The sequence below is a fragment of the Bifidobacterium callimiconis genome (assembly GCF_003952005.1).
GTDB lineage: Bacteria > Actinomycetota > Actinomycetes > Actinomycetales > Bifidobacteriaceae > Galliscardovia > Galliscardovia callimiconis.
The window spans coordinates 325,192-346,298 of the sequence record NZ_QXGJ01000002.1; the positions used below are offsets into that span (position 1 = coordinate 325,192).

Annotated in this window: 19 protein-coding genes; 2 read left to right on the forward strand and 17 right to left on the reverse strand. The window is 61.1% G+C overall.

Going from position 1 to position 21,107, the window contains the following annotated elements:
- Positions 1-22 precede the first annotated feature (22 nt).
- Positions 23-700, reverse strand: coding sequence for an L-threonylcarbamoyladenylate synthase (locus D2E23_RS03365; protein WP_126029581.1), 678 nt, complete (start codon positions 698-700; stop codon positions 23-25).
- A 300-nt stretch (positions 701-1,000) separates the two neighbouring features.
- Here D2E23_RS03365 and D2E23_RS03370 point away from each other — a divergent pair, with 300 nt between their 5' ends.
- Positions 1,001-1,705, forward strand: coding sequence for a sugar O-acetyltransferase (locus tag D2E23_RS03370; RefSeq protein WP_241227191.1), 705 nt, complete (start codon positions 1,001-1,003; stop codon positions 1,703-1,705).
- A gap of 33 nt (positions 1,706-1,738) precedes the next feature.
- Here D2E23_RS03370 and prmC read toward each other — a convergent pair whose 3' ends face one another.
- The 16 genes from prmC to D2E23_RS03450 form a co-directional block, all read right to left on the reverse strand.
- The gene (prmC, locus tag D2E23_RS03375) at positions 1,739-2,629 is read right to left on the reverse strand and encodes a peptide chain release factor N(5)-glutamine methyltransferase (RefSeq protein WP_126029582.1); all 891 of its coding nucleotides are present in this window, start codon (positions 2,627-2,629) and stop codon (positions 1,739-1,741) included.
- Positions 2,630-2,748: 119 nt separating this feature from the next.
- Positions 2,749-3,840 carry a peptide chain release factor 1 gene (gene prfA, locus D2E23_RS03380; protein WP_126029583.1) on the reverse strand — a complete coding sequence of 364 codons (1,092 nt, stop codon included), beginning with the start codon at positions 3,838-3,840 and terminating at the stop codon, positions 2,749-2,751.
- A gap of 134 nt (positions 3,841-3,974) precedes the next feature.
- On the reverse strand, positions 3,975-4,187 hold the full coding sequence (gene rpmE, locus D2E23_RS03385) for a 50S ribosomal protein L31 (protein ID WP_093959848.1): 213 nt from the start codon (positions 4,185-4,187) through the stop codon (positions 3,975-3,977).
- A gap of 324 nt (positions 4,188-4,511) precedes the next feature.
- Complete coding sequence (locus D2E23_RS03390) at positions 4,512-5,885, reverse strand: aspartate aminotransferase family protein (protein WP_126029584.1); 1,374 nt, start codon at positions 5,883-5,885, stop codon at positions 4,512-4,514.
- 602 nt (positions 5,886-6,487) lie between these two features.
- The gene (locus D2E23_RS03395; protein ID WP_164520650.1) at positions 6,488-7,591 is read right to left on the reverse strand and encodes an ABC transporter substrate-binding protein; all 1,104 of its coding nucleotides are present in this window, start codon (positions 7,589-7,591) and stop codon (positions 6,488-6,490) included.
- Positions 7,592-7,705: 114 nt separating this feature from the next.
- Positions 7,706-8,677: an ABC transporter permease gene (locus D2E23_RS03400; RefSeq protein ID WP_126029586.1), complete on the reverse strand. Its 972-nt coding sequence runs from the start codon at positions 8,675-8,677 to the stop codon at positions 7,706-7,708.
- Positions 8,674-9,735 (reverse strand): ABC transporter permease, encoded by a 1,062-nt coding sequence (locus D2E23_RS03405; RefSeq protein ID WP_126029587.1) that lies wholly within the window; start codon positions 9,733-9,735, stop codon positions 8,674-8,676. Before D2E23_RS03405 ends, D2E23_RS03400 begins: the two co-directional genes overlap by 4 nt.
- A complete protein-coding gene (locus D2E23_RS03410) occupies positions 9,735-10,856 on the reverse strand; it encodes an ABC transporter ATP-binding protein (RefSeq protein ID WP_126029588.1) in 1,122 nt (373 codons plus the stop codon). Before D2E23_RS03410 ends, D2E23_RS03405 begins: the two co-directional genes overlap by 1 nt.
- A gap of 493 nt (positions 10,857-11,349) precedes the next feature.
- Positions 11,350-12,981 carry an amidohydrolase gene (locus D2E23_RS03415; protein WP_126029589.1) on the reverse strand — a complete coding sequence of 544 codons (1,632 nt, stop codon included), beginning with the start codon at positions 12,979-12,981 and terminating at the stop codon, positions 11,350-11,352.
- Positions 12,982-13,037: 56 nt separating this feature from the next.
- A complete protein-coding gene (locus D2E23_RS03420; RefSeq protein WP_126029590.1) occupies positions 13,038-14,018 on the reverse strand; it encodes a nitrilase-related carbon-nitrogen hydrolase in 981 nt (326 codons plus the stop codon).
- 42 nt (positions 14,019-14,060) lie between these two features.
- Positions 14,061-15,101 carry an agmatine deiminase family protein gene (locus D2E23_RS03425; RefSeq protein WP_126029591.1) on the reverse strand — a complete coding sequence of 347 codons (1,041 nt, stop codon included), beginning with the start codon at positions 15,099-15,101 and terminating at the stop codon, positions 14,061-14,063.
- 58 nt (positions 15,102-15,159) lie between these two features.
- On the reverse strand, positions 15,160-15,960 hold the full coding sequence (locus D2E23_RS03430; RefSeq protein WP_206431984.1) for an ABC transporter ATP-binding protein: 801 nt from the start codon (positions 15,958-15,960) through the stop codon (positions 15,160-15,162).
- Positions 15,954-16,778: an ABC transporter ATP-binding protein gene (locus tag D2E23_RS03435; protein ID WP_126029592.1), complete on the reverse strand. Its 825-nt coding sequence runs from the start codon at positions 16,776-16,778 to the stop codon at positions 15,954-15,956. The genes D2E23_RS03430 and D2E23_RS03435 overlap by 7 nt, the downstream gene beginning before the upstream one ends.
- Positions 16,778-17,671, reverse strand: a complete 894-nt coding sequence (locus D2E23_RS03440; RefSeq protein ID WP_126029593.1) for an ABC transporter permease — start codon at positions 17,669-17,671, stop codon at positions 16,778-16,780. The genes D2E23_RS03435 and D2E23_RS03440 overlap by 1 nt, the downstream gene beginning before the upstream one ends.
- Entirely contained in the window at positions 17,668-18,621 is a 954-nt protein-coding gene (locus D2E23_RS03445) for an ABC transporter permease (protein WP_126029594.1), read from the reverse strand. Before D2E23_RS03445 ends, D2E23_RS03440 begins: the two co-directional genes overlap by 4 nt.
- Positions 18,622-18,654: 33 nt before the next feature.
- Entirely contained in the window at positions 18,655-20,151 is a 1,497-nt protein-coding gene (locus D2E23_RS03450; protein ID WP_126029595.1) for an ABC transporter substrate-binding protein, read from the reverse strand.
- Positions 20,152-20,361: 210 nt separating this feature from the next.
- Here D2E23_RS03450 and D2E23_RS03455 point away from each other — a divergent pair, with 210 nt between their 5' ends.
- The gene (locus D2E23_RS03455; RefSeq protein WP_126029596.1) at positions 20,362-20,871 is read left to right on the forward strand and encodes an Lrp/AsnC family transcriptional regulator; all 510 of its coding nucleotides are present in this window, start codon (positions 20,362-20,364) and stop codon (positions 20,869-20,871) included.
- Positions 20,872-21,107: the final 236 nt, after the last annotated feature.

Sequence of the window (21,107 nt, forward strand, 5' to 3'; positions counted from 1 at the left end):
GCCGTAATACCTCCGTCGTCGTTCACATCGGCATCCGCGAGCCGAGACCGTACTGCGGATCATGCAGCGTCTCTCGAATGCTGGCCTGAGGTATCACTCCCTCGCGCAGGATGGCGATACCGTCACGGCCGTGCGGATCCGACGCCACCACTGTACTCGACAGTGGTCCCGGAGTGGGCCCGCCGTCAAGATACAAGGCAATCGCATCGCCGAGATCAGCGGCCGCCTGCTGTGCGGTCTGTGCGGAATCATGGCCGGAAAGGTTGGCGCTGGACGCGGCCAGCGGGCCCGTGGCCCTCAGTATGCGCAGGGTGTCGTCCGAATTCGGCACGCGAATGCCCTGCGTACGCGCCGGATGCGCATGGGGATCCACCCGCACGGTGGCGAGCGTGCATTCGTCACGCGCCACGCAGATCGGCGAGAACGCTCCCGGCAGGAACGCCCGGGAAAGACGATCCAGAGGAACGGGAAGGTCGAGCCCCAGCGCGTCGATGTCGTCAACGGACGACAGCAGCACCTGCAACGATTTGGCACGAGGTCTGCGCTTGGCCTTGAATACGCGGTCCACGGCATCGGCATTCCGCGGATCGCAGGCCACGCCATACACCGTATCCGTGGGAAGCACCACCAGCTCTCCCGCTCGTACCAGCTCGGCCGCCAACGTCAGCGACCGCTCGTCGATCGGCATGATTCGTGCCATATACTTCACCTCGCATGGTCCTAGGAGTCCATCGGAAACGTCATCTGGACCTCACCGAGTCATTCATATTGACCGGCTTTAATCAACGCTCACGAAAACGCATCCATTATGCACGTACGTAGTCACAAACTAACGATGTGCACGCTCACAATTCAGATAAAGCAATACAGATGACGATCCGGAAGTGCTATGATTTAGACCGTTCAAGAAGATGCGTACGAACGTACACATGCGGCGCACGACCATACACCGCAATGCGTTGCGTTCGATAGACCGCACGATATGACAAGGAAGTACCCCATGAGCGACGAAGCCACGCAGACGAATACGCAGAACACCCCAAATGCACAGTCGAAGTATCCGCCAGTCGAGCTGCGCACCCCGCGCGCCAGCGAGCGCGAGGAGATGCTCAGCGGCAAGTTGTATGACGTGTCCGATCCGGAACTGGATGCCATGCGCCGCAAGGCCGGTGACCTGTGCACCAAATTCAACGGCCTGTCCCGCGACGATACCGAGACCCGCGCGGCCGTTCTTAACGAGCTGCTGCCGAACCATGGCGAGAATCTGGACGTGATGGGTCCGGTGTTCTTCGACTATGGATGCCATACCACGATCGGCAAGCGCGTGTTCGCGAACTTCAACTTCACCGTGCTGGACTGCGTTCCGGTGACGATCGGCGACGATGTGCTGTTCGGACCGAACGTGTCACTGCTGCCGCCGATGCACCCGCTGCGCTGGCAGGATCGCAACGTACGCACGCGCGAGGATGGCACCGCATACGACTATGAGTACGGCAAGCCGATCGTTATCGGTTCGAACTGCTGGTTCGGCGGTAATGTGACCGTGCTGGGTGGTGTGACCATCGGCGATGGCTGCGTGATCGGCGCGGGCGCTGTGGTGACGAAGGACATTCCGGCGAATTCCGTGGCCGTGGGCAATCCGGCGCGCGTGATCAAGACGATCTCGGACGCGGATGCCGCGGAACTGCAGGATTACGCGCAGTAGGCACAACACGGTAGGCACAGCGCGGTAGCCGTATTATTTCAACGAAAACAGGTAGCGGGGCCGACCGGTGAGATCATCGCCGGTACGGGCCTCGCTGAATCCGTGGGCCAACGCATAGTCGCGTAGGGCCTCACCCTGGCTGATGTCGTGTTCCATCACCAGCGCTCCCCCGTCGCGCAGCAATGTCGCCGCGCGGTCGATGATGCGCTCGGGAATGCGTAGTCCGTCCGCTGAGCCGCCGTATAGGGCGAGGTCAGGGTCATGATCGCGCACTTCGGGTTGTTCGGGAATTTCGGATTCGGGCACGTACGGGGGGTTCGTGATCACCAGATCAGCGGTGCCATCGAGATCGCGCAGCGTCTCGGGGGCCGTCGCATCGCCGAGAATCAGGTGGTACCGTTCCCCCACGCCGGGGAATTCGGATGCGATCTTCCTGCGGTTCCGATCGGTCCACGCGTATGTGGTTTCGCTGAGTTCGACCGCCCACACCTCGCTCGCAGGCATCTCGCTCACCACGGACAGGCCGATGATGCCGCTGCCCGCGCACAGATCCACCACCCGCGGGGCGCGAATGTCGTTGTCGGTCAGCCAGTCCAGTCCGGTCTGCACCACGATCTCGGTTTCCGGACGCGGAATGAACACGCCTGGGCCGACCTCCACCTCGAGGTAGCGGAACGGCGCGGTGCCGACGATGTATTGCAGCGGCTCGCGTGCGGCACGGCGGGCGATCATCGCATCGTATGCGGCGGGGGCAAACGATTCCGGCAGGTCGCGTCCCATGAGCGTGAGCATGTCGATGTCACGCGGTTCGATTCCGGCCGCGTGCGCCAGCAGCAGTTTCGCGTCGTGCTCGGGGGTGTCCACGCCGGCGGCTCGCAGGGTCACGGCTGCGGAATGCAGCAGCTGCGCAATGGTGTCCGGCATGGAATCCCCTCTCTTTCCCTAGTGTGATCGCACTAACGTGGCTGATACGTGGGCGTGGCTCCCCTCAGTCACCTATGGTGACAGCTCCCCTCAGTGAGGGGAGCCAATGCGATTGGGGTTTACTGCTTGTCGGCCTGGGCGAGGCGGGCTGCCTCGTCTGCCTGGATGTCGGAGTCGATCACGGCCTGCAGATCACCGTCAAGCACCTGGTCGAGGTTGTACGCCTTGTAGTTGGTGCGATGGTCGACGATGCGGTTCTCCGGGAAGTTGTACGTACGGATACGCTCCGAACGGTCGAGCGAACGGACCTGGGAGTGACGCATGTCTGCGGCCTCGGCAGCCTCCTGCTCGTGCTTCATGGCGAGCAGTCGGGACTTGAGCACACGCAGCGCGGCCGCACGATTCTGAATCTGCGACTTCTCGTCCTGCATGCTCACCACGATGCCGGTGGGGATATGCGTCATGCGCACGGCGGAGTACGTGGTGTTCACGGACTGACCGCCAGGGCCGGAACTCATGAAGATATCGATCTTCAGATCCTTCGGATCGATCTCGATCTCGTCGTCATCGTCGTCGGCCTCGGGGAAGACGATCACGCCGGCGGCGGACGTCTGGATACGACCCTGCGATTCGGTGACGGGAATGCGCTGCACGCGGTGCACGCCGCCCTCATACTTGAGCGACGCCCACACGCCGTCTGCAGGAGCCACGGTGCCCTTAGCACGGATGGCGATCTGCACATCCTTGACGCCGCCGAGCTCGGTACCGTTCTGGCTCTGGATCTCGCACGACCAGCCACGACGTTCCGCGTATCGCGTGTACATACGCAGCAGGTCTCCGGCGAACAGCGCGGCCTCCTCGCCGCCGGCGCCGGCCTTGATCTCCATGATCGTGTCACGGGCGTCGTCGGGATCGCGCGGGATCAACGCGGTGCGCAGCTTCTCACGCGCTTCCGGCAGTTCGGCTTCCAGACGCTTCGCCTCGTCGGCGAAGTCGGGGTCTTCGGACGCCATCTCCTTGGCGGCCTCATAGTCGTCGTTGAGCGTCCTGTAACGCTGGTAAGCGGAAACGATCACGCTCAGCTCGGCATGACGACGACCGAGCTTACGCATCTTCTCGGGGTTCGACGCCACCTCGGGCTGGCTCATTTCCTGTTCGATCTTGTGGTATTCGTCAACCGCGGTCTTCGCCGCCGGGAATTCTTCCGCCATGTTCGCTTTCCGTTCTCTTTGCAGACCTTACCGTGCACGGATCCGCTGTGCACAACCTCGTTCAAGCATACAAAAACGCCAGCCCCGCGGCCGGACCGCGAGGGTCCGAAACGGGACTGGCGTTGTAACGTCTGCTACTTGGCCTTCTTGCCGTAACGACGCTCGAAGCGAGCCACGCGACCGCCGGTGTCCAGAATCTTCTGCTTGCCGGTGTAGAACGGGTGGCACTTAGCGCACACGTCGGCCGTGATGTGGCCGGAGGTGATGGTCGAACGGGTCACGAAGGTGTTGCCGCACGAGCACACGACCTCGGTGGGCACGTATTCGGGATGAATACCCTGCTGCATGATTACTCCTAGGATCTATTTCAGGACCGGGTCGTCATGCCCCAATGGCATAACGTGAACCGGAACCTATGGGATTATACGCGCCGGTCTGGATTACAGCAAGCCAGGTTGCGCGGAATCATGACAACCCTCCGTCAAGCCGCGACATACCCGCCGGACCGCGCGAATTACGCAAATACGACATAAGGCAGACACGAAAAACGCCTCGACAGGGATTCGAACCCCGTCGAGACGCTGCAATTCTCATTAACCCAGCCCGAAACGTCGGAGAGAGGATTGTTTACGACGCTTCAAGCAAGTCCTGTCATGTTATTGCCCAGTTGTTCAGTCCGCGAGGTCGTGGGCCATTTCCTCGAAGGCGGCGAGATAGGTGTCGCAGGCCTTCTCGTCATGGGCGACGGACAGAGTCCATTCCTCCTCGCGACCGGGGGCCATGTAGACGCCGCGGTTGGCCTGATACAGCCATGCAAGCTGGTTGAGGGCGGCGTTCTGGCCCTTGCGGAAGCTCACGTAGTCGGTGATCTTGTGCGGGGAGAACGTGACGCAGCCCTTGGCGCCGAAACCCTGGGCGTAGCCGGGGAAGTCGTACTTCCTGATGATCGCACTGCAACCGTCCATCAGACGCTGGTTCATGCGGTCGAGATGCTCGTAGGCCGCGGGGGTGAGGACCTTTTCGAGGCTGGCGCGCGCGGCGGCCATGGACAGCGGGTTGCCGGAGAAGGTGCCGACCTGGTAGACGGAGCCATCCTCGACCACGCTCATGACCTCGTCGCTGCCACCGATGGCACCGGAGGGCAGACCGCCGGCCAGCGACTTGGCGATGGTGACCATGTCGGGGGTCACGCCGAAGAGCTTGGTGGCACCGCCAGGGCCAACGGTCAGGCCGGTCTTGACCTCGTCGAAGATCAGCACGATGCCATGCTTCTTGGTCACCTCGCGCACGCCCTCAAGGTAGCCGGGTTCCGGCGGCACGATCGACATGTTCATCAGGCAGGCCTCCATGATGAGGCAAGCGGGGGCCTCGCCGGCGGCCTCCATCTCCTCGATGCGGTGCTCGAGCGCGTCGAGATCGTTGAACGGCACCGGAACGGTCAGTTCGACGGTGGCCTTCGGGATGCCCGCGCCGTACGGCAGGGACTTCAGGTGGTAGCGGTCGCCGATGTTGTTGTAGTCCTCGGAGATGGAGATCATCACGGCGTCGTGGTGGCCGTGGTAGGAGCCGAAGATCTTCATGATGTGGTCGCGGTGCGTGTAGGCGCGGGCGATGCGGATGGCGTCCATGGTGGATTCGGAGCCGGAATTGTTGAAGCGCCACTTCGGCAGACCGAAACGCTCGGTCAGCTCCTCGGCCACCACCACGTCGTCCCAGTCGGGCATGGCGAAGTGGGAGCCCTTGGAGAAGCGGTCGTTGACTGCCTCGGCGATGATCGGATTGGCGTGGCCCTGCAGCATGGCGCCGAAACCGTTGTTGAAGTCGTAGTATTCGTTGCCGTCGACGTCCCACATCTTAGCGCCCTGGCCGCGATCCACGTAAATCGGCCACGGATCGCGCAGCTGGTAAGAGGAGGCGACGCCGTTGCACAGGTGCTTGCGAGCGCGGTCGTACATCTCATGGGACTTGCCGAGCTTGGCGTTGAGCTTTTCACCTTCCTTCTCGGTGAGTTCCTTGATTCGGGCTTCATCGATCGTCGTTGTCATAGCCAACTCCTTTACTGCGTTTTCCCTAATGCTTACAGCAAACCACCTATTTATTTCGCAGTTATTAACAGATTTATCTATGATTTACATAGGTCAATAGTTGGGTAGATAACAGAAAACCTCCCGATCGATGCGACCGGGAGGCCTGACGGCATGGGGAATGAGGGCTGGAGAGGGCATATAGGCGGAGATGAAATCAGCAAATATGGAATCGCCTGCGGCAATGCAATGGTTCGTTTTCGCTGGAGCGAAAACGGCCGCCTGCGGCGGGTCACCTCATCAGTCGGCTGCGCCGACAGCTTCCCCTCAAGGGGAAGCCGGCTCTTACCTATACGGGCAAATAGCGATATGCCGCCTTCCCCTTGAGGGGAAGGTGTCCGGCCATGCCGGACGGATGAGGTGACCCGCCGCAGGCGGAATCGTCGTTCGCGCACGCGAACGACACAACACCGCATCACCGCAGGCGATTCCACGTCACGCAACGACCGATACCATCCAATTCCGCACCATTTCAATAACGTTCACCCGCCATGCCCCGCACACAACGACGACGGGCGGCGCGGTCTCTCGGCACACGTCGCCCGTCGTCATTCACGCATCGTTCAGCTGCGGAAGTCCTCGAACATCATGGTGTAATTGTCGTTGAGCTTGTTGGAGCAGCGCTTCTCCAGGATCGCATGCTTGAGCTCGTCGGCGGACGGCACGATCACGTTCTTGTCGCGCATGTCCTCAGGCAGCAGATCGTCGCCGCCGTTGAGCACGCTGCCGGCGCCGGCGTTCCGCTCCACCGCTGTCTTGTTCTGCGGGTCGAGCATCCAGTTGATGAACGTCTTGGCCTGGTCGATGTTCTTCGCGCCGCGCGAGATCGCCACGTTGTCGACGAACTTGTTCGCGCCGTCGGACGGGAACACGAACCGCAGATCGGGATTGCTCGTCATGGCCTGATAGGCGTCATAACTCCACGCCATGCCGACCTTCTGCTCACCGGACGCCAGTCGGTCGGCCACGCCCTCCGAACTGAGCACGCCCACCTTGGACTTATAGGACTGCAGCAGATCACTCGCATCCTGATAATCCTGCGGTTTGGTGGCGCACTGGTCACTGCCCACGGCACGCAGCGCGGCGTTGACGATCTCAATCTGATCGTTGAGCAGCTGCGTCTTGCCCCACGACGCCTTGGGATGGAAGAAATCCTTCCACGACGTCGGCGCATCGGACTCGGGAATCGACTTGGCATCGTACACGATGCCCGTGTAGCTCACGATGTACGGGATGGAGTACTGCATCTTGCTGTCGTAGTAAGGATTGCGGAACTCCTGCTTGATGTTCTTCGCGTTGGGCAGCGAGTTCACGTCGAACTTCATGAGCAGCCCCTCGTATTTGAGCTGTTCGACCATGTAGTCGCTGGGCATCACGATGTCGTAGCCCTCGCCACCGGTGGACTGCAGCTTGGCCTCGAGCGCCTCGTTGCTGTCGAACGTGTCGACGCTCAGCGTGATGCCGGTGTCCTTTTCGAACGCCTTGATCACACTGTCGGGCATATAGCCGGCCCACGTATAGATGTGCAGCTCGCCGCCCGTGGCCTCATGATACGGGCCGGTGGCCTCGGCGGTGCCGCCGCTGACGGACACGTCGCTCACGCCGCCGGAGCAGCCGGCCAGGCCGAACACCAGTCCGGAGCATAGCGCCGCTGCGAGAATCTTCATGCAGGATCGTACGATCTTCGAAATTCGCAACGTCGTTCGCGACGCCTTTCGCAGCGCCTGCGGACGATCGTCATTCACGTCATTCATATATACGTTCATCATGATTCCCCTCCCCTACTTGCTCTTGCGGTTCGTCAGCACCGTGGACGTGACCGTGATGATGATCGCCAGCAGCAGCAACAGCGTGGCGACCACGTTGATGCTCGGGTTCACGCCCTTGCGGATCAGCGAGAAGATGTAGATCGGCAGCGTGGTGGTGCCGGCGGTGGTGAGGAAGTTGGAGATCATGAAGTCGTCCATGGAGACCACGAACGCCATCAGCGCGCCGGAGATCACGCCGGGGGTGAGCAGCGGCAGCGTCACGCGGATCACGGTGGTGAAGCCGGACGCGCCCAGATCCTCGGCGGCCTCGAAGCATGCGCGGTCGAGCGTCTGCAGTCTGGCTCGGATCGGCATGACCACGAACGGAATGCAGAACGTAGTGTGCGCCAATACCAGCGGCACGTAGCCGGGCGCCATGCCGATCAGTCGGATGAACGCCATGGTGGCGACGCCGAGCACGATTTCGGGAATCAGCATGGACGCGTTGATCAGCGCAGTGGCGATCGCCGAACCGGCGCGGGACATGTGGTCGATGGCCAGCACGTAGAGCACGCCGAGCAGTGTGGACAGCGCGGTGGCGATCGCCGCGACGATCAGCGACGTTTCGGTGGCCTTGATGATCGCGCCGTTGGTGAACACCTCGCCGTACCAGCGGAACGAGAAGCCCTCCCACAGCAGTGCCTGACGGCCGCCGTTGAACGAGAAGAACACGACGATCAGCATCGGCACATACAGGAACGCGAGCACGAACACACTGAGGAATCCGACCGCGGGGAAGCGCTTCAGCGTATTGTCGCGATTGCCGGATCGACGGGTGCTCAGCGGCCGGTCGGGTTTCTTGTCCTCCAGCCATTCCGGCATCTGTGCGCCATCATCGCCGCTGGCGGCACGCTCGGCCTGGGTCTTGGCGACCAGCGCGCCGAACTCCTCGCTGTCGGAGTACTTCACGGCCTTGGGATCGACATCATCATGCAGCATGCTCATAGCGTCATACCCGCCTTTCGAGAGGCCCTGCCGCCGAGCGCGGTCGCCAGGAACGCGCCGAGCAGGGTGATGGCCAGAATCACAGTGGACAGGGCCGCGCCGAACGGCCAGTTGCGCGCCTCGGCGAACTGCGAGGCGATGAGGTTGCCCACCATGAGCACGCGTCCGCCGCCGAGCAGCACGGGCTGCACGTAGGATCCGAACGCGGGGATGAAGCACAGGGCCACGCCGCTCATCACGCCCGGCATGGCGGCGCGCAGGATCACGCGGCGCATCACCGTGAGCTTGCGAGCACCCAGATCGTAGGCCGCTTCGACGAGACGGAAATCGAAGCCGGACAATGCGGAGTACATAGGCAGGATGGCAAACGGCAGGAACGTGTAGATCAGGCCGATCACCGAGGCGAACGACGTGTAGAGCAGCTGCTGCTTGCCAAGTCCCAGCAGATTGGCGGCCCAGTTGATCGGACCGTTCTCGTTGAGGATCAGCATCCAGGCATAGGTGCGGACCAGCAGGTTGGTCCAGAACGGGATGGTGACCAGCAGTACGAGGATCTGCTGCGTCTTGGCGCTTTTCATCGACATCCACAGGGCGATGGGGAACGCGAGCGCCACACACACGACGGTGGTGAGCAGCGCCTGCCAGAGGGAGGTGCCGAAGACTTCGAGGTAGCGGGTGTCGAAGAAGCGGTTGCCGAAGAAGTCGTGGCGGAAGAGGAGCTTTTCGTAGGCGTCGGTGGAGAACTGGAACTTCACGCCGCCGCCCATGTCGGGTCGGCTCATGAAGGAGAACGCCACGATCACGCACATGGGGCCGAGCGTGAACAGCAGGCCGATGATGATGGAGGGGACGGCGTAGGCGCGGTGCAGCAGGCCGGGTTTGACCTCGTGCGGGGAGCCGAACCAGTGCTGCCAGGCGGTTTCCTTGGGGGCAGAGGTCTTGGATGCGGTTGCGTTCTTGGATACGACTGTGGTCGTTTCGGCGGCGATCGTACCGGTCTTATCGTTGCCGATCGGCGGCTTGTCGCTCTTGATGTTGGGGTTCGTCGTGTTGCTCATTATCGTTCCACCACCCTCATGTGTGCGGCCTCGACGTGCACGCTCACCGTGGCGCCCTGATAGAGCACGCTGGTGTCGAACGGCGGCGAGATTCGGACGAGCAGCAGGGTGCCGTCGGACAGGCGCACATGGCAGCGCACGTCGGCGCCCATGAACACGACGGTCTCTACGGTTCCCTGCAGGGCCGTGTCGTCGGGCGCGGCCAGTTCGATGCGTTCGGGGCGTACGGCGGCGCAGATCTCGGCGCCGTCGGGCAGGTTGGAAATGTCCTGCTTGACGTGGAACGGCACGCCTTCGACGGTGATCACGCCGTCGCCGCTCTTGACCGCGTCGAAGAAGTTGATGTCGCCGATGAAGTCGGCCACGAATCGGTTGGCCGGCTCGTTGTAGATCTGTTCGGGAGTGCCCACCTGTTCGGGGCGGCCCTTGGAGAAGACGGCGATGCGGTCGCCCATCGACAGGGCCTCCTCCTGATCGTGGGTGACGAAGATGAACGTGATGCCGGTCTCGCGCTGGATGCGCTTGAGTTCGACCTGCATCTGACGGCGCAGCTTGAAGTCGAGCGCGGAAAGGGATTCGTCGAGCAGCAGCACCTTGGGGCGCTTGGCGAGGGAACGGGCCAAGGCCACGCGCTGCTGCTGGCCGCCGGACATCTGATGAGGCTTGTGGCCGCCGAACTCGCCGAGGTGGACGAGGTCGAGCATCTCCTGCACGGTCTTGGCGATCTCGTCCTTGGGCTTCTTTTCCATTTCGAGGCCGAACGCCACGTTCTGCGCGACCGTCATGTGCGGGAACAGCGCGTAGCTTTGGAACACGGTGTTCACCGGACGCTCGTACGGCGGCAGCGGATCAATACGCTGATCGCCGAGGTAGATCTCGCCGGCGTCCAGGCTCTCCAGTCCGGCGATCGACCGCAGCAGCGTGGTCTTGCCGCAGCCGGACGGGCCAAGCAGGATGAAGAACTCCCCTTTGTGAATCGCCAGACTCACGTCGTCGATGGCATGCACTTCCTTGCCCTCGGCGGACGTGAACGTCTTCTTTGCATGATTGATCGTCAGACCGGATTCTCGCAGCTCGACCTCCGGGTCGCGAGCTACCACCACCTTCTGCGCAGCACTCATCGCGCCTCCCCTTGTTGATTGTCACATCACAAAACCCAATACAAGGAGGAGGTGGTTTCAGTAAAGTAAACAGCATATTGCAACTGATTTCGTGGGTACACATACATAAAATTCGTAAAAGCGCATTCACATATCAGAATAGCAATGTGATTCGCATCTGCAAATGCTTGTATTCCGCGTTTCCGTTCGGGATTCAGGGACCCTTTCGCAGCTTAGAACCGAATCGCGATTCGACCATAGGCCGACGATATTATGCCGAGATAGCGGCAAGTCCATATTGTGAAATCGGGGCAGGAACGGCGCTTCGGCGTGGACGGAGATTCGCGGCATGGGAGGGAGGGAATCCCTCCCTCTGTCATGACGCCTGTCATGACATCTCCCTCCCTCGGAGGGAGAACTCGCCTTATTCCCACCGTGCTCCCTCCATGGGAGGGAGCTGGACGCCGAAGGCGGACTGAGGGGAGGGGTCCCGAGCACTACGCCGCTATCCGCATCATGCTGAGTACACCACATCCCCGTCGATCACGGTGCCAAGGATCGGCATGGTGCCGATTTCCTCGGCGGACAGTGCATACGGGTCCGCCCCGAACACGGTGAGATCCGCGGTGTACCCGGGAGCGAGTTTGCCCGACGTCGCAGCCTCGCCGCGAGCCACCGCGCACGAACGAGTGTAGCCGTCGAGCAACTGCTGCACGGTCAATGCCTCATCGGGCACGACCGGCCCCAGTTCCGGACGGTTGAACGGCCGGCGCAACATGCCATCGGCGATGGTGGCACGCGGATCGTATGGCGCAACCGGCCAGTCGGAGCCAATGGCCAGCGTGGCACCTTCATCAACCAGCGTGCGCGTACGGAACGCATACCCCTCGCGCGGCTCGCCAAGTTTGCGGGACCAGTTGTCGGTGTGATCGGCCAGCAGGAAGCGCGTGCAATGCAGCGGCATCATGCTGACGAACAGCGGACTGGAAGCAACGGTACGCACGGTGTCGTCATCCATCATCTCCAGATGCTCGATCGAATGGGAGCCATGACCGCCACCATTGACATCGCCCAGTTCCTTCAGCAGATCGGAGACCACCTGAACATGGGTGAGCACGCCCTTGTCACCGATGGCATGGGCAACCGTATCGATGCGCGCGGCGATCAGGTTGCGCATCAGTCCGCGGTAGGCATCCAGATCGGTCCATGCGCTGAAGTCGCTGTCGCCGTGAACGTCCGGCTCCTGCAGCCATGCCGTACCGCCGTCGATGCTGCCGTCCATGAACAGTTTGACGCCGGTCACCGCCCAACGGCGACCGTGCCGGCCGAGCAGCGCCTGCAGGTATGAGATGTCGGAGCCCATGGCCTGCCGGGCGACGGGATGGATACGCAGCTTGATTCCCAGATCGGTGCTCTCTTCTGCTTTGGCGAGCAGCGCAAGATCGCCGTCGCTCAGATCCATCACGTGGGCACCTGTCAGACCGGTGGACGCCATGCCATTGAGAACGTCGACGATGCGCTGCACCTTCTGAGCCTCGGTGAGCGGCGGCATGACCTTGTAGATCAGATCCTTGGCTTCGAATTCCAGCACATGGCCCGTGGGCGTGCCATCCGGATAGCATGCGATGGACGCCGACGAGTTCGGGAACTCGACGGGACCGTTGATGCCGGCGGCCTTGAGCACGGCCGGGGAGACCAGCAGAGAGTGCATGTCGGCGAACGCGATCACGCAGTGACGGTCGCCGATGATGCCGGCAAATGGTTCGAACACCAATGGGCCGCCATGGTACAGCGTGGGATCCAGGCCCCATGCGTACACCCACTCCCCCGCAGGAACAGTCGCCGCATAGTCCTTCAGTCGGCGCTGCGCCTCCTGCATCGACACAGATCCGGTCAGGTCCACGCCGAGCGCGTCCGCGGTCGCACCGGAAATCGGGTGACTGTGCGAGTCGGTCAGGCCGGGGGCGATCACACCGCCGCCGAAATCGACGACCTTCGCATCTTTCGCATCGTCGCGCGCGCGCAGATCGTCCACCGATCCCACGGCCGCGATCTTCGCACCGTCGACGAGCACGGCGTTGGCACCCGCGTCATCGGCTCCGGTCATGGAATGCACGGCACTTGCCACGAACAGTGTCTTGGTCATGATTGGTTCTCCTTGATTATGAATATCGTCTTCACTGTCTGTTGATTTCACCGATCTCAGTCACCGTTCTCGGCCGGGCGTTCGGCGCCAAGTCCCTCGTAGTTCAGCAGTCGTCCATAGGATTCGGGGCGGCGGGTCTTGTAGAACGGGAACAGCGTGATCCAGTCGTCACGCTGTGCAAGATCGAGATGAGCCACCAGCACGGCGTCACGATCACGCGGCGCCTGCACCAGAATCCGGCCGAACGGATCGGAGATGAACGATGAACCGTAGAACGTGACCTTGCCCTCGTTGCCGTAGCGGTTCGGCACCACCATGAACGTGCCATTGGCGATGCCGTTCGCACGGATCACCTGCTCCCATAGCGGTTCGGTATTGAAGTTCGGATAGTCGGGTTCCGAGCCGATGGCGGTGGGATACGAGAGGATCTGCGCCCCCTGCATGCCATAGAGGCGCGCGGTCTCAGGGAACCATTCATCCCAGCAGGTCGGCAGTCCGAGCCGGGGCTCGCCATCGATCGGCAGCGTCACGGGCTGATACGGATTCTCGTAGTCCTCGGCCGGCCCCGGCGCAAAGTATTCATCCTCGTAGTATCCGGCAGTGATGGGAATGTGCATCTTGCGCGTGCGCTTGACGAGAATGCCATCGGGAGCCACAAGCACCGCGGTGTTGTACCCGCGTTCAGAGTCGTCGCCGGTCTTCTCGAAGACCGAGCCCGCGACATAGACGCCGTTGGCCCGCGCCTGTTCGCGGAAGAACGTGATGCTCGGACCATCCTCGAGGCTTTCCGCCAATGCGGAGCGTTTGGATGGATCCGGCCGCACGTCCGCCATGTAGCGCAGCATGGTCAGTTCCTGCAGGAACACGATCTGAGCTCCGGCGAGCGCAGCCTGATTGATACCCACGGCGAGGGTCTCCCTATGCTCCTGAGGGTCTTCATGCCATCGAGTCTGCACGAGTCCGACGCCCACGACCCGAGGCTCCGCATTATCGCGAGGGCAGAGGCTGGGAAGGTTTTCCGCGGTATAGAGGTCCATGTTTGTGTCCTTTCGTCGCTATCTCCGTTATGCCGGCATCGTTTACTCCGACAAGGCCGGCTGCTGCTGCGTGATGCAGTGGATGCCGCCGCCGCGGTCGAACAGCGGCTTCGAGGAGATCGGCACCACGGTCCTGCCCGGATAGGCCTGGCTCAGCACGGTCATTGCCTGATCGTCGTTGGGATCGTTGAATGTGCATGCGATCACGGCGCCGTTGGCGGCGTAGTGGTTGATGTAGCTGAAGTCGGTGGGCGTGCCGTCGTCTTCGAATCCCTGCGCCGGTGCTGGTATGGGAACCACGGTGAGCTGTCGTCCGCGCGCGTCACGGGCCTGCGATAGTACGCGTTCGATGTCACGGGAGACCTGGTAATCGGGATGGTCCGGATTCCGTTGATCGTGGAACAGTACGACGCCGGGCTGCGGCATGCAGGTGACGATGTCGACGTGTCCGCGGGTGCCGAATTCCCCGTAATCGCGGGTGAGTCCGCGTGGCAGCCAGATGACCTTATTCACGCCCAGTGTGCGATGCAGTTCCCGTTCGATGTCCTCGCGGGTACGCCCGGGGTTGCGGTGAGGATCCAGCGCCACGGTTTCGGTGAGGATTGCCGTGCCTTCGCCGTCCACGTGGAATCCGCCGCCCTCGAACACGTATGAGCTGTCGATCACACCGACGCCGGCTTCTTCGGCCACATGTCGGGCGAGCAGTGCGTCTTTGTCCCATGCGGACCATTCCTGCTGCCCCCAGCCGTTGAATACCCAGTCAACGGCCTTGAGCGTCGTGGCGCCATTCGTTCCGTGATCGATCACGAAGGTGGGGCCGCTGTCACGCATCCAGCAGTCGTTCAGAGGGAACGGATGCGTGGTCACACCGTCGTCGAGTACGTCTTTGGCCACCGATTCCAGAGCGGGATCGACAACCATCGACACCGGCTCGTATTTCACGATGGCATTGGCCACCGAGGACCACATACGTATGGCCTCACTCCGCGATTCCTTGGTGTTTCCCAGTACATATCCCTCGGTGGGGAACGACATCCATGTGCGTTCATGCCGATGGGTTTCGGCCGGCATTATGGTTGGCATTTCGTATCTCCTGATCGTATGTTCGCCGTTGTTTTCGGATCGCGTGACCTATGGCGGTTCAGCGCGGCAGTTTCGGCGCCGCGGCCAGCAGTTCGCGCGTGTACTCGTTACGGGGATGAGCGAACATGTCGGTTACTGGTCCGGATTCGACAAGCTTGCCGTTGTGCATGACCACGGCGGAATCACATAGATAGCGCACGAGATCGAGGTTGTGGGTCACGGTGAGAATCGTCAGCCCGGTCCGTTCCCGCAGATCCTTGAGCACATCCAAGATCTGCGCCTGAACCACCACATCGAGCGCACTGGTGGGTTCATCGGCCACAAGCAGTTTGGGATCGAACGCGAGCGCGCGGGCGATGGCGATGCGCTGCTTCTGCCCGCCAGACAGGTCTCGCGGATAGGCGTTGGCGGTGTCTCTCGGCATGGCGACCATGTCAAACAGTTCGTCAATGCGCCGTGGAATGTCGTCCCGATCGACGAGACGGTGCACGCGCAGCACCTCGCCGATGGTCTGCCCCGCGGTCATCATGGGATCAAGCGCGGTTCCGGGGTCCTGAAACACCATCTGCATGGATTTGCGCAGATCGGAGTACTTGCCCATGTTGAGAATCGTGCCCTGATAGCGTACGTTGCCGGAGTCGATGGGGTTCAGGCCCATGACGGCTCGCAGCAGCGAGGATTTGCCGGAACCGGATTCACCGACAATGCCTACGGATCCGCCGGCTGGCACATCGAACGACACATGATCCACGGCGGTGAACCGGGTGTCAGGCTTGTGCCGCAGGCGATCCATCAGCATCGGTTTGTCGCCGTACTTGATCACGAGGTTTTCGATGCGCAGGATCATCGGGTTCAGCATGATGCACCTCCGTTCGCGGTGTTCACAACGTCGTCCATATGCCGCATGCGGTAGTCGAGATCGGCGTCCAGCAGTTTTTTCGTGTAGTCCTGCTGCGGATCATGGATGATGCCCCGTGTGGAGCCCTGTTCCATGATTCGCCCGTACTGCATGACGATCACGCGGTCGCAGATTTCGGAGATGACGGCAAGATCGTGGCTGACGAAGATCAGCGACAGGTTGTCACGCTCGGCTATGTCCTTGAGCAGTTTGAGGATCTGCGCCTGCACACGTACGTCCAGTGCGGTGGTGGGTTCGTCGCAGAGCAGGATGGACGGCTCGGCGGCGAGCGCCGCGGCGATCATGATGCGCTGACGTAGTCCGCCGGACAGCTCGAACGGCCATACGGTCATCTTGTCCTTGGCGTCGGCGATGCCGACCTTGCTCATGAGATCGATGGCGTGCGCCTGGCAGGATTCCCACGAGTCGTCGGGATGATGGACTTGCCATGTCCTGGCAACGAATCGTCCGACGCGCATCGTCGGGTTGAGACTGGTGGCCGGCTCCTGGAAGATCATCGCAGCGTCGGTTCTTGTCAGCGGATCAACGTATTCGATGCCGCCACGCGCATGCAGACTCTTCGGCAGAATGCCAATGAGAGCCTTGAGCGTCAGGCTTTTGCCGCTGCCGGATTCACCGACGATGCCCAATCGTTCTCCGCGATGGAGCGTGAACGTGGAATCGTGCACGAGCACATCGTCGTAGTCGTCGACGATCGACAGATCCGTCACCCTGAGCACGGGCCGTGCATCATGCACGGTTTGTGTTTCATTCGTCATCAGTGCACCATCCTGTCCTGTAGGGCGTCGCCGATCAGGGCGAGGCCGAAGGCGAATACGGTCAGCGTCAGGCCGGGAATCACGACGAGCCACGGGGCCAGACCGAGGAATTTCTGTCCGGATGAGATCAGCGATCCCCATTCCGGGGTGGGCGGCTGAATACCGAAGCCGAGGAAGCTGAACGCGGCGAGCGCCACGACCGAGAACACCAGATCGGACGTGAGGTAGATCGCGATCTGTCGGCTCACGTTCGGCATGATGTGGCGGAAGAGAATACGTTCGGTGCTGAATCCGGATGTTTTCGCGGCCATGATGAACTGCGATTCCTTGATACGCATGACCTCGGTTCGGGCAAGGCGTGCGTAGACCACCCATCCGACGATGGTGAAGCTGACGATCAGCGAAGGTACGCCGGCGCCAAGCACGAACACGAGGACGATCATGAGCACGTACTGGGGGAACGCCTGCAGCAGGTCGCCCACGCGTAGGATGATCGCGTCCCATGTCCTGCCGAAGTAGCCGGCGACAAGTCCCAGGATCGTGCCGAGGATGCATGGCAGTACGGTGCAGATGAGGGTGACGGGCAAGTCGATCGCGGATGCGCTCATCACGCGGCTGAACAGGTCACGTCCAAGCTCATCGGTGCCGAACAGATGCGTGGCGCTTGGCTGCTGGAGCACGGCGGTGAAGTCCTGCCCGATGGGATCGTATGGGGTCCAGACCAGACTGACGAGAGCGGCCAGAACAAACACGCCGACGATCGTGAGTCCCACATAGAGCTTGCCGGCCGACGGCTTGCGACGTTTGCGACTATGCAGTTTCGGGGCGGAGGACGCTTTTGTTACAGAGGCCGCGCATGTCGACGCCGCCGAGGCATTGACTGAGGCTGTCATGATTCGATCCTCACTCTCGGGTCAATAAGGGATGTGATGACATCGGCGATCAGGTAGATGACGACGATGGCGATGGCGAACACGAAGGTGTAGCCCTGGACGAGCGGGAAGTCACGCTGGCTGGCGGCGGTGACCAGTCCCTGACCGATGCCGGGCAGGCTGAACGCCACTTCGACGACCGTGGTGCCGAACAGCGCATACCCGGCCTGCGAAGCGGCAACCACGACGAGCGGACCGGCCGCGTTGCGTAGGATGAACCCTCCGGTCAGCCCCCAGCCCTTGAATCCCAAGGTGCGGGCGGCGAGCACGTAGTCGGAGTTGCGCACGTCGAGCAGCGTGGCCCTGAGGCTGCGCGTCATCGGCGCGGTGAGGGAGATCGCCACGGTGAGGATGGGAAGGATCATGGCCCTGACATGCGTGACCATGTCGGTGCCGATGCCGGCGACGGGGAACGCCCGGGTGGGCAGGGCCACGTAGCTGATGAGCATGATGGCGATCCAGAAGCTCGGCAGTCCGATGCCGACCACACACAGGATTCGTACGATCTGGTCGGCGATCCCGTCGGGCTTCTGCACGGACAGCATGGCCAGCACGACCGACAGCAGCAGCGCCACAACGATGCCGCCCACGGCGATGCTCAGCGTTATCGGCAACTGCTGAGCGATCTGCGCCCCCACGGCCTTGCCGGTCTTGAACGATGTGCCGAAGTCACCGCGCACCACGTTGAACACATAGTCGATGTATCTGATGAGGAACGGCTTGTCCAACCCCATCTGGGAACGTACGTGGGCCACATCGTTGTCGCTGGCACGCGGACCGGTGACGAGTCGGGCCGGATCGCCCGGTGTCAGGTCGAGCAGCAGCGTGGTGACCAGCAGGATGCCCAGAATCAGCGGGATCAGGGTCAGCAGTCTGGTGACGATGAAACGATATCGGCTTTTGGAAGTCATGTCACGCCTCGCTTTCCGTCAGTGCGAATTCCGTCAGTGCGAGAGGGTGTCGTAGTAGTAGCAGCTCCATGGCTGCACCTCCAATCCCTTGATGTCCGGCTGTTTCGCGACGATCACTTTGTTCGCGTTGAGCACCACGTAGGGCACCTCGTCCGACAGGTAGTCGTCGATCTGCTGAACGATCTGTTGTTTGGCGTTCGTATCGGTGCTTTCCTTGTAGGAGGAGATCAGATCGGCGAGATGACTGGTGTCCATCTGCGCGTAAAGCATCTTGGTGCTCACCACATAGGAGGGTGCGTCGATCAGGTCGGGGGAATTCGCGTTGGTGGCGAACGTACTCATGTCGAACGTTCCCGCGGAAAGCGACGACGACCAGGTGCCGCCATCGACGGATTTCAATTCGACGTTGATGCCTACCTTTTTGAGGTCGGACTGGATGATCTGCACCACCGCGGCCGATATGCCTGACGTCGGGTAGGTCAGCGTGATCGACGCCGGGATATCCACGCCCTTGAGCAGCTGCTTTGCCTTGGCGATGTTCTGACGGTAGTAGCCGCCGGTTGTCTTGGGCGAGCCTTCCAAATTCGGCGGAAGGGAACTGTTCGGCAGTTCGCCGAATCCATAGAAGCCGTATTTTTGCAGGGACTCATAGTCGATTGCGTAGGCGATGGCCTGACGCACGCTCTTGTTTGCCAGGAACGCGTTCTGCGTGTTCAACACCAGGGTGGGAGTCTGGTGGGCCGGCACCTTGGCGATGTAGCTTCGGTCAAGCAGCTTGGCCGTGATGGAGTCCAGCTGGTTAACCAGATCGATCTGACCCGCCTTGAGCTGCAGCGCTACGGAATTGGAATCGGGGGTGTAGGAGTTGATCACGCGATCGGCCTTGGGATATCCCTTTTTGTAGTAGTACGGGTTCTTGTTGAGCACGATGTCGCCGTCGGTACTCCATGATTCGACTTTGAACGGACCTGCGCCCACCGGGTTCTGGTAGAACGCCTTGGCGCTCTTGCCGCCGTAGTCCTTGGGAATCACGCCCGCCACCGCATAGGAGAGAAAGGCCGGGATGGAACTGTCAGGCTGGGAAAGATTGAAGACGATGGTGTGGTCGTCCTTCACAGTCGATGATGCGATGGATGAATAATTGGCGCCATAGTTCGGTCCGGACTTCCATACAGCCAGGCTGAACGCCACATCGTTGGCCGTCACGGCTTTGCCGTTGCTGAATTTCGCGTCCGGATTGATATTGATGGTCAGTTGGGTGTCATCGTCGTTGTACTGCCATGAGCTGGCAATGCCCGGCTGGAGCTCCTTGCCTTCGTTACCCACACGGATCAGCGGCTCCATCACTGCGGTGGAGATGGCATAGTCCTCGTTGAGCAGTTCCTGATCAAGCGTGAAACCGTCAAAGACCTCGGTTCGCCCAATATGGATCTGATTGGCCGATTCGGCCGAACCGGAACCGCATGCAGCGGTGCCGAGTAGAAACGCCACGGACAGGGCCAACGCCCCGATTTTCTGCACTACCCCCATGTTCCCGTCCTTCCTGATGAATCCGCCTTCAATATTTTCGAAAGCTATTCACAAAGAATACGGGCATAAAATTTTCGAATTACGAATCAAAGTTACATATTATGCTTCGATTTACAGTCTCGATATATTAAATTCACAAGAAGAACATCATCAATTTCGGGAAACCATAATGAAAACACGATGTAATGGTTTTTCCTATAGTCTTGAGATATGAAGAAAAAACAATCCATCGTTTCCTCGGATCAGGGAAACGAATCACAAACCACACACGAAGGCACTCTCGATGCCATCAACAAGAGGATCGTGGCACTGCTGCAGGAGGACGGACGCCGCTCCTATGTGTCGATCGGCAAGGAGATCGGACTGTCGGAGGCGGCGGTGCGACTGCGTGTGCAGAAAATGCTCGATGACGGCGTGATGCAGATCGTGGCCGTGACCAACCCGATGGAGATGGGCTTCCGCAGGCAGGCCATGGTGGGCATCACCGTGGATGGCGACATCGAATACGTGGCGCAGAAGCTCAAGGATATCCGGCAGATCGACTACATCATCATCACCGCCGGCCGTTTCGACATTCTCGCCGAGGTGTTCGCCGAGGACGACGAAAGCATGCTCGAGCTCGTCAATCGGCAGATCCGCAAGATCGACGGCATCGACCGCACGGAACTGTTCACCTACATGCGCCTGGAAAGCCAGCGCTACGACTGGGGCGTGCGGTAGGCCCCTCCGCACGGTCACCTAGATCGTATATGAGTCACGCGGCTCGCCCGATCCCGGTGACCGGTAACTGATTTCGTTGAGATTTCAACGATTTTAAGCTATGGTCACTGGGATCGGGCGAGCCGCGTGACTCATATACGATCTAGGTGACCGACAATCAAGGCGGTCTGTCGGCAAGATACAGGGATACGTTGGGAACGTTACGCAAAGATCGCGCACATAACCCAATTCATACC